The sequence below is a fragment of the Chitinophaga sp. genome (assembly GCF_036569185.1).
Classification (GTDB): domain Bacteria; phylum Bacteroidota; class Bacteroidia; order Chitinophagales; family Chitinophagaceae; genus Chitinophaga.
Genome location: NZ_DATCRD010000234.1, coordinates 1 through 8,598 on the forward strand (window position 1 = coordinate 1; position 8,598 = coordinate 8,598).

Sequence of the window (8,598 nt, forward strand, 5' to 3'; positions counted from 1 at the left end):
GCGCGGTAGTTCACATTCAGCAGGTAATTGGTTTGGGAGTTGCCGCCCCGGTAGGTAAGGTTATGTACATGGGAAACGGGTGTGCGGGAAATAGCTTTTATCCAGTCTGTGGATCCGCCGTAATCCCAGTTGGCATCCCGGATACCTGCGGCAATTTGCCTGTGATAGTCGTCCGCGGTGAGCATTTCCGGTTTGCGGGCAATTGTTTCTGTGCTTACAAAGCTGCTGTATTCCACCGTGTTAATGTTATTACCGCTGGCCCTGCGGGTGGTGATCAGGATCACGCCGTTGGTACCCCTGATGCCATAGATAGCGGCTGCAGAGCCGTCCTTCAATACATCAATGGACTGTATATCTTCCGGCGCCACGGTTTTCATGTCCCCGGGTACCCCGTCTATCAGCACCAATGGATTGGCATTGGCGCCCAGCAGGGTAGTGTTGCCTCTGAGCAGGATCTGTGTGCTGCTGGTGGGATCTCCGCTGGGAGCCGATATGGACAGCCCTGCCACTTTACCCTGCAGCAGCTGGCCGGCATCCACCACGGCGCCTTTCACAAAGTTTTCCGATTTCACGGTGGCAACGGCGCTGGTGATATCGGCCTTCCGTTGTGTACCGTAACCGATCACAACTACTTCCTGCAATGCCTTATTGGATGCTTCCAGCACAATATTCAGCCGGGCATTCCCATTTCCGCCAACAGGGATCTCTTTGGTCTCATATCCAACCAGCCTTACTACTAATACGGCGTTATTATCAGTAACAGTTAGTGAAAAATTTCCGTCCTCCCCGGAAATAGTGCCGTTATTAGTGCCTTTCTCCTGTATGCTTACGCCTGGCAATGGATGGCCATCCTTATCCGCTATCTTCCCTGCGACCGTTGTTGCAATCACAACGCTGTCTGCCGGCTGGTCTGCACCCAGGATCACTATCAGCTTATCGCTTACTTCGTTGTAGGTGAGGGATGTATTCCCCAGTATAATGTTGAGCACTTCCCGCAGCGAGGCGTCCCGTACGTTCACAGACACCTGTTTATCTTCCGGGAGCAGCCGGTTCTTGTATACAAAGCGGTAAAAGCCCTGTTTTTCAATTGCTTTCAGCGCACTTTTCATTGAAACATGATCCAGGTTCAGGTTGATATTTTTCTGGCCGTAGGTGGTGCCAAATGCCGGGATCATAAATCCCAGGAGCAGTATGATGGTAAGCTTCGTCATCAATACGTATTTAATAGTCAGGCTGCCCGTCTTCCACGACAGGCGCTCTGGGATATTTTTCATACTTTAGCAATGTTTAGGTTTAAGATGAATGGCTCACCGCCAGTGAGCTTTCTCTGTCTTTTACGTAGCTGGGAGAATGTGTCAGCATTCTCCCATTTTTATGACAATATGGGATAGGTCAGGTTGGAACTGCTTTCATGTGGTATCAGTTTTTGGTGAAAAAATGGAATTTATAAATCTCTAACAAGTCTGGTATGGGATCCTTTCTATAACCCTATAGTGACTACTTTTTTACGAATAGAATAATGAAAATTGCCTGTTAATTGTAAGGCATATAATACTTCTGAAATATCTTCATTCTCAAAAATTCCGCTGTATTGCACGTCTTCCAGCTGCTTATCCTGTATGATCACCTTTACATCATACCAGCGCTCCAGCTTCAGGGCGATCTGTTGCAGGGTTTCATCGTCAAACACCAGCTTGTTCTTCATCCATAGCGCTTCTACCGGCGGGTTGCGTTGTTCCTTATCCAGGTAGTGCACCTGCGTAAGCAGCAGCATGGGCTCCGGCTTTGCAAGGGTGGCTGTATCGTTCCTTACTACCAGCTTCTCATCGGGCCGGAGGATGATCTTTTTCTCGGGATTCCTTTGCAGCACGATCTCCACCGCCCCGCTGATCAATGCTGTTTCGGTCATCTTTTCATCAGCATAAGCACGCACATTCAAAGCTGTTCCCAGTACCTGTACATCCACCATATTGGTATGGATAATGAATGGAATGCCATTGCGTTTGGTCACTTCAAAAAAGGCCTCTCCTTCCAGCGTCACTTTCCGGGTTTCACCGTTGAAATCATTGCCATAGGTAACCTTACTGCTGGCGTTGAGCCATACTTCCGTACCGTCCGGCAGCGTTAATTTTGACCGGGAGCCTTTCTTTGTCCATACCTCGTTCTGTGTAGTGGCTAAGGGCGCTTTCTCCTTCCTGGTGCTAAGCACCACTACCATGATCCCCAGGGCCAGGCAGGCGGCAATAGCTACCGGCAGGATGGCACGTTGGAAGAAAGTGCGCCGTGTGGTACGGGCCTCTGTATCATATTTCAGCGTGCCGTCTGACAGGTGATTGCTTAACCGCTGCAGGTGCCTGTTAAAGCTGTCTGCCGGATCCGGCTGCTCTCTTTCCTGCCTGCTACTCCATACGCCTTCCAGCATACCTGCCTGCAATGCAAGGTCAGGACGCTGTTTCAGCGCTTCTTCCAGCTCTGCTTCCTGATCAGGGGTTGCTTCTCCTGAGAGTTTTAAAACAATTAGTTCCCAGATTTTTTCGTCCTTCATTATTTATGGAACATGTGTCAATAGGACAATAAAAAAAGAAGGAGGTACCAAAGGGAAAAGAAATTTTTTTTGAGAGGCAGGAGAGGGGGTTATTGCCCATATCGCTGTTTGGCTGCAACAGGTTCCAAATGGGGCCGCATGGCCTGGGCTATTTTGCGAACCGCTATCACAAGCTGGTTCCGTATGGTTGTTTTTGAAAGGTTCAGAATATCGGCTACTTCCTTGTGTTTCAGGCCATCTTCCCTTACCATCCGGAAGATAAGCCTGCATTGGGCAGGGAGCTCACTGATAGCTTTATTGATCTTTTCGGACATTTCAGTGGAAATGTACAGCTCTTCCGGGTTAAAGGAGGTGGTTACATCCAGCTGGATCTCGTCCAGGCTAACGTGCGGGTATTTGTACTCCTTAATAATATAGTTAAGGGAGTAGTTACGGGCAATTACATAGAGGAATACCTGTAAATTCCGGATAGACGGGAGCTCATCCCGGATCTTCCATAATTTGATAAAAACATCTGAAACTATTTCCTCCGCTGCTTCTTTAGACTTTACAAATGAAAAAACAAACCAGAAAAGCCGCTCATTGAGTAGCTCATACAATTGCCTGTATGCGTTCATATCCTCATACAGAGCAATCTTCTGCTGCAGATCAGCTATAGTACATTTTTCACTCATAACGGGCATTCTTTCATAACGGGGATCTCTTCGAGTAGAACAGTGGATGGCATTATCTTATACTAAATATACAGTAAATAATTATAATTGTATGCATGACACTAATAATTTATAGCAAAGCCGTGCTTAGATATGATTGTTTCTGTTAATATCATGCAGGTTGTCCGGATGTACCATACCCGGATATATCAATCAATTTCTTTAGATCAGTGATGCAAATTTTTCTGCCTTTGGTAATGAGTATACCGGCGAGCTTAAATTCTGTTAAAAACCGGGCGATGTTCTCATCCCCGGTACCTACCATATTCGCCAGATCGTTGCGGGAAACATTGATCATGATCTCCTCTCCGGATGGGGTGCCTTCTTTAAATTTTTCACGTAATACGATCAGCGTGATCGCCAGTCTTTCCTTTACGGAACGCTGGGCAACAACAGAAATACTATTTATTAATACGGCAAATTCGTGGCTGAGTGTTTTGAGTAATCTGCGTGGCAAAACAGCCGACTTTTCCAGGGCGCTTAAAAAATCCTCTTTGGGAATGAATGCAATAATGCATTCTTCTAAAGTAGCCGCGGAATCGGGGTAACGTTCATCCGCTAAAATAGCGTGATATCCTATGAGCTCGCCGGTATTGGCAACATAGATGATCTGTTCTTTTCCTGTTTGGTCAACCTGGTACTTTTTCACCTTTCCCTTTTTAATAAAGAAGATCCCGGAAGCAACCGCACCTTCCCTGAATATTACTTCTCCTTTATTATACTTCTGTTCTGACGTGTTTGCGCAGAGGTATCCGTATTCGTCTTCCGGCAAATTATTCAGGATGGACTGTGATTTGAAGTTCCATTTATCAATTGGAAACAAGCCGGCTAAACTCATAATTAATAAAGAGTGATTTTTTGCAGTTTTTAAATTGAAAAGTATCAGTTAAACCAGACCTTCTCAAAGGTACCTTTGCCATACGAGAATATCAAAGGCTATCAGAAATTAATATATATCCCAGTTGCTAATTGAATCTTACGATGGCAAAAGCTTTACTTAAACCTACCTGGTACACCACAGATGCCGCATTTGACTGGCTGTATCCCGAGCGGATACAGCTACTATCAAAGCGGCATTGGACCCCAATCGCCGTGGCAAAAAAAGCGGCCCGTTTTTTAGCAGCAGAACCCGGTAAAAAGATCCTGGATATTGGCAGTGGTGTTGGGAAGTTTGCCCTCATCGGTGCGCATTACTTTCCCGATGCTTTTTTCTACGGAGTGGAACAAAGAAGAGAATTGCATCACTATGCACAGGCAGCGAAAGAATATACTAAAACAAATAACGCTGATTTTATTCATGGCAACTTCACACAGGTTGACCTGGCAGAATATGATCACTTTTATTTCTACAATGCTTTTTTTGAAAATTTAGATAGTAGCGGCAGGATGGATCAACAGATGGAGTATTCCACCGGTTTATATAACTATTACTCCCGTTACCTGTTTAAAGAGCTGGATGCTAAACCCAGCGGAACAAGACTGGCAACTTTTCATAGCCTTGAAGATGAAATTCCTACCAGCTATCAGCTGGTAGATATTTCAGCGGATCTGCTATTAAAGACCTGGGAAAAGAAGTGATTGAGATCCTTAACCTGTCAAACACCAAACATGACCACTGATGAGTACGTAGCCACTATCATTGAGCAAATTGAGGTTGCAAAAGATAATAAGGAGGTTGAAAGCATTATTCAGATAGCGGTTGCAAAAATGGAAGAAAAGAAAAAGAACGGGTTTATTATACAACGATGCATGGACAAGCTGGGCATTGCGATACAAGATCTGCAGGTGCTTGAATCCAGTAATAGCCGGTGGAATTGCTACCGGTTTGCATTGATCTGTATAGGTAAATTATCGGTTAAGAGCATAATTAAAGGCTAGCAGAAAAATATCCTGATGAGGAAATCTAATTTTATCACAGGCATTTTGAAAAATAAATGCCCCCGGTGCAGAACAGGCAAATTATTTAAAACAGATAATCCCTACCAGCTAAAGACGGTTCTTGACATGCACGAGCACTGCCCGGCATGTGGACAGCGAACAGAATTGGAAATCGGGTTTTGGTACGGTACCGGATATGTGAGCTATGTATTGGCAGTGCTTTTTTCCATATTCAACTTAACCTGGTACTGGCTGATCTTTGGCATAACCTGGAAGGACAATAGTGTATATCACTGGCTTATTGTTAATGGAATAATACTTACCGTATTTATGCCAGCCCTGATGCGTTTGTCACGCACCGTATACCTGAACTTTTATGTTTATCATGACCCCGAAATTGAAATTATCAAAAACCAACAGTGAGTATCGCATAATTCAATTGATCATTAGAAAAAGGAGCACGTCTGTGCTCCTTATCTTATCCCTTGACCCAGAAGCTTAACAAATGGTCTATTGCAGTACCTGCCAAATGATAACCATTGGGGGCTTCTTCCTCTGAACAATGGTAGGTAGCAAGCCTTGTACCTGCGGGCATTTTTTCCAGCTGATCATATAAATACCGGTTATAACTGTTATACAGGTACCTGGAATAGGTAAGCTTATTATCTATTTTGCAAGTACCCGGGAGATTTTCATAGAAGGAGTTAAAAAAGTAAAAATGATCATATTCCCTGAAGTCAAGCTTAACCAGGTTGCTATGTATGAATGTTACATTGCTGAGCCCTAATATTTCTTTTGCAGTAGTGGCATAAAATACCAGGTCGTTCCGCTGCTCAATTCCATAAAAGTTGGCTGCCGGGTTATAATAGGCGCCGCTCAGACAAAATTTTCCGGGCCCACTGCCTATATCCAATATTTTTGCACCTGGTTGGGCTGCCAGAAATTCCGCCGCCTTCCGGGCAACTTTTAAAGGGGTCCAATGCTTTTGTGCGAGCTCCCGTATGTAAAGCGGGTATAGATGGTGAAAATTAAAATCGGAAGCAAACCATTTATCTAAATGTCCGGGTAAAGAGGGGATTGTTATTGACATACACTGGTATACAAATTTTCACCTGCAAAGGTATTTCTCAATCTATTTGCTTACAGTGAACTTTATCATCCCGAAAGGTGACTTTTTTCAATCCTAAAATGTTAATTTTAGTTGTTATGAGTATTAAAGGGCTTTTTCCAATAGACAAATGGGATTTCAAAAGTGAGTCCATCTTTGCGGACCTGCAGCCCAATGATTTTGAGCTGCTGACAGCGCACAAGAGTGAACATGTCTATAAAAAGAATGATATTATTTTCAGGGAAGGCGCCTATCCGTCCGGAATATTTTATATAAATAAGGGTAAGGTAAAAAAGTATAAAGTAGATAAGGATGGGAAAGAGCAGATCATTTATTTAGCCAGCACCGGCCAGCTGATCGGTTATCACGCCGTGCTTTCAGAGGACCGTTACCCCGATTCAGCGGCTGTAATGGAAGAAAGCGTTATTACATTTATTCCCAAAGAAGATTTTTTGAAAACCTTGGAGCAATCTCCTGCACTGAACAACAGGCTGCTCAAAACTTTAAGCCATGAGTTTGCAGTACTGGCCAACAGCCTGACCATGTTTGCTCAAAAAACGGTACGGGAGCGGTTGGCGTTACAATTAATTGTTATCCGGGAAAAGCATAAAGTGGATCTTGTTGAAGGAGCTCCGGTAGAAATAAATATCAGCCGGGAGGATCTGGCCAGCCTGGTAGGCACTGCCAGGGAAAACGTAATAAGGATCTTAACCGAATTCAAGGAAAAGGGCATCCTGGAAACAAAGAACAGAAAAATTATAGTGAAAGATGTTAATATGCTGATCAAAATTGCTAATCACAAATAGATGTAGGTATTTTTAATCACAGGGGCACCATTAACCGGCAGACCTTTCTTCAAAAAAATTCCTTTCCCTGATCCTGATACGGTTTATCATCTTGCTTAGCCTTATCCGGAAAGCATCATAGAACATGGCGATAACCAATACTACTGCCGGCAAATAAAAGGTGTAATATTTCAAGGTCAGGAATGCATATCCGCCAACAATCCCTCCGGCCAGGAAAAAGAAAATAATTACCAGCCGCAGGATGATCTTTCTTTTAACAACAGCGATATTTTTATGGGGTGTGGATATGAATGCATACAGGTCAATCCCCAGGTCTGTGAACATGCCGGTAAGATGAGTGGTTCTCACAACATACCCGGATATTGTAGAAACAAAAGCATTTTGCATGCCCATTGCAAATAGCAGGCTGCCGGCAAAATACGCTGTTTTGATGGCCGATTGATTAAAGGTATGTCCGAAACTGCCTACCAGCAACAGGATCGCTATTTCTATTATTATGGGCAATGTGTAGGCAAACCTTTTGTTTTGCCCCACTCTTCCAATGCAGAAACTGGAAAAGAAGGCCCCTGCAAGAAAAAGCAAAAGCCACAATCCAATGATCCATGCTGCCTGCAGGTCTCCGGTGGCTAATTTGTGCGCCAGCAAAGCTGCATGCCCTGTTACATTGGTGGTAAGTACAGAAAACGCAAATAAGCCGGCGGCATTTACCATTCCTGCAGTAAAGCACAAAAGAACGGCTAACCGTAAATCGTGCTTAAAATTCCTCTTTCTTCCTCTATGGCGAAACATATATCACCTCTGTTAAACTTTTGACACCAGCATCATTATAAGCTACTCATAGATCCTTCTTTTTAAACAGTGTCCATCATCAAAGATTCCCGGAGATATATAACCGCATAACGAAGGCAGCTCCACTGTGTACTATCACAATCAAGCGGCGATAGCGCTTCTAACCAATCCTGCAGTTTGATCAGGAATGGCTTAACCAGATAGGCTCCTTCCTTTTTCTCAATAGCTGCTATTGATTGTAAGATCAATACTTCCACCTGCTCATTATGCTGTGCCATCTTCAGCTGTCCGGCTATAAGCGATAAATATTTGTCTGTGTCCATTATTCAAAATAGGTTACTAAAATGTTTATTCATTTCCTTTGTCACAATCCAGGCGACACTGGTTTTAACATGCTCTTCCATTACAATCAAAAAATTGTTTTAGCGCTGGTCAGCTTTTGATATTCTTCACGGGAGAGTAAGGGCTCAGGGGGGCCGAAATTTAAGGGAGTGATAAAAAACACCCAGCCATTGTCCTGGGGGCTTTCCAGGATCAGGTTTAACTGGCCGGCCAGTTTGGGGTTAGGACCTAAAATTACGCAGCTTACAGGAGCATGTATAGGAATGGTATAGTCTTCAGCATGAAGCTCGGCCACCAGCAAGCCTTTATTAACGGTTCCACGCTGCCGGTGCCATTTTATGCCATCAATTTTTTTTATGCCTTTAAGTTTAAAAGCGGAAATGCCCACAAAGCCAACAGTGCCGTTATAATCGATCC

At 44.0% G+C, this 8,598-nt stretch carries 11 protein-coding genes; 3 read left to right on the forward strand and 8 right to left on the reverse strand.

Annotated elements, in window-relative coordinates; genetic code table 11:
* The 4 genes from VIM72_RS17620 to VIM72_RS17635 form a co-directional block, all read right to left on the reverse strand.
* Nucleotides 1-1,274, reverse strand: a 1,274-nt coding sequence (locus tag VIM72_RS17620) for a carboxypeptidase-like regulatory domain-containing protein (RefSeq protein ID WP_332004142.1), incomplete at its 3' end; no start/stop codon positions are given.
* Between the two features lie 206 nt (nt 1,275-1,480).
* Nucleotides 1,481-2,545, reverse strand: a complete 1,065-nt coding sequence (locus tag VIM72_RS17625; RefSeq protein ID WP_332004143.1) for a FecR family protein — start codon at nt 2,543-2,545, stop codon at nt 1,481-1,483.
* Nucleotides 2,546-2,634: 89 nt separating this feature from the next.
* A complete protein-coding gene (locus tag VIM72_RS17630; RefSeq protein ID WP_332004144.1) occupies nt 2,635-3,219 on the reverse strand; it encodes an RNA polymerase sigma-70 factor in 585 nt (194 codons plus the stop codon).
* A 151-nt stretch (nt 3,220-3,370) separates the two neighbouring features.
* The gene (locus VIM72_RS17635; RefSeq protein ID WP_332004145.1) at nt 3,371-4,096 is read right to left on the reverse strand and encodes a Crp/Fnr family transcriptional regulator; all 726 of its coding nucleotides are present in this window, start codon (nt 4,094-4,096) and stop codon (nt 3,371-3,373) included.
* A gap of 143 nt (nt 4,097-4,239) precedes the next feature.
* On the opposite strand from VIM72_RS17635, the gene VIM72_RS17640 reads away from it, so the two are divergent.
* Nucleotides 4,240-4,836 carry a class I SAM-dependent methyltransferase gene (locus VIM72_RS17640; protein ID WP_332004146.1) on the forward strand — a complete coding sequence of 199 codons (597 nt, stop codon included), beginning with the start codon at nt 4,240-4,242 and terminating at the stop codon, nt 4,834-4,836.
* Nucleotides 4,837-4,866: 30 nt separating this feature from the next.
* Entirely contained in the window at nt 4,867-5,136 is a 270-nt protein-coding gene (locus VIM72_RS17645) for a hypothetical protein (protein WP_332004148.1), read from the forward strand.
* A gap of 478 nt (nt 5,137-5,614) precedes the next feature.
* Here VIM72_RS17645 and VIM72_RS17650 read toward each other — a convergent pair whose 3' ends face one another.
* Nucleotides 5,615-6,226, reverse strand: a complete 612-nt coding sequence (locus tag VIM72_RS17650; RefSeq protein ID WP_332004149.1) for a methyltransferase domain-containing protein — start codon at nt 6,224-6,226, stop codon at nt 5,615-5,617.
* 116 nt (nt 6,227-6,342) lie between these two features.
* Here VIM72_RS17650 and VIM72_RS17655 point away from each other — a divergent pair, with 116 nt between their 5' ends.
* The gene (locus VIM72_RS17655; RefSeq protein ID WP_332004150.1) at nt 6,343-7,050 is read left to right on the forward strand and encodes a Crp/Fnr family transcriptional regulator; all 708 of its coding nucleotides are present in this window, start codon (nt 6,343-6,345) and stop codon (nt 7,048-7,050) included.
* Between the two features lie 30 nt (nt 7,051-7,080).
* Here VIM72_RS17655 and VIM72_RS17660 read toward each other — a convergent pair whose 3' ends face one another.
* The 3 genes from VIM72_RS17660 to VIM72_RS17670 all read right to left on the reverse strand — a co-directional run.
* Nucleotides 7,081-7,839: a YoaK family protein gene (locus tag VIM72_RS17660; protein ID WP_332004151.1), complete on the reverse strand. Its 759-nt coding sequence runs from the start codon at nt 7,837-7,839 to the stop codon at nt 7,081-7,083.
* Nucleotides 7,840-7,901: 62 nt separating this feature from the next.
* A complete protein-coding gene (locus VIM72_RS17665) occupies nt 7,902-8,162 on the reverse strand; it encodes a hypothetical protein (RefSeq protein ID WP_332004152.1) in 261 nt (86 codons plus the stop codon).
* A gap of 86 nt (nt 8,163-8,248) precedes the next feature.
* Nucleotides 8,249-8,598, reverse strand: a 350-nt coding sequence (locus VIM72_RS17670) for a hypothetical protein (RefSeq protein ID WP_332004153.1), incomplete at its 5' end; no start/stop codon positions are given.

What these genes read in the sequence shown, in the direction of transcription:
- VIM72_RS17660 (WP_332004151.1), bottom strand. Translation starts at nt 7,839, where the DNA reads ATGTTTCGCCATAGAGGAAGAAAGAGGAATTTTAAGCACGATTTACGG.
- VIM72_RS17640 (WP_332004146.1), top strand. Translation starts at nt 4,240, where the DNA reads ATGGCAAAAGCTTTACTTAAACCTACCTGGTACACCACAGATGCCGCA.
- VIM72_RS17655 (WP_332004150.1), top strand. Translation starts at nt 6,343, where the DNA reads ATGAGTATTAAAGGGCTTTTTCCAATAGACAAATGGGATTTCAAAAGT.
- VIM72_RS17645 (WP_332004148.1), top strand. Translation starts at nt 4,867, where the DNA reads ATGACCACTGATGAGTACGTAGCCACTATCATTGAGCAAATTGAGGTT.
- VIM72_RS17630 (WP_332004144.1), bottom strand. Translation starts at nt 3,219, where the DNA reads ATGAGTGAAAAATGTACTATAGCTGATCTGCAGCAGAAGATTGCTCTG.
- VIM72_RS17625 (WP_332004143.1), bottom strand. Translation starts at nt 2,545, where the DNA reads ATGAAGGACGAAAAAATCTGGGAACTAATTGTTTTAAAACTCTCAGGA.
- VIM72_RS17635 (WP_332004145.1), bottom strand. Translation starts at nt 4,096, where the DNA reads ATGAGTTTAGCCGGCTTGTTTCCAATTGATAAATGGAACTTCAAATCA.
- VIM72_RS17650 (WP_332004149.1), bottom strand. Translation starts at nt 6,226, where the DNA reads ATGTCAATAACAATCCCCTCTTTACCCGGACATTTAGATAAATGGTTT.
- VIM72_RS17665 (WP_332004152.1), bottom strand. Translation starts at nt 8,162, where the DNA reads ATGGACACAGACAAATATTTATCGCTTATAGCCGGACAGCTGAAGATG.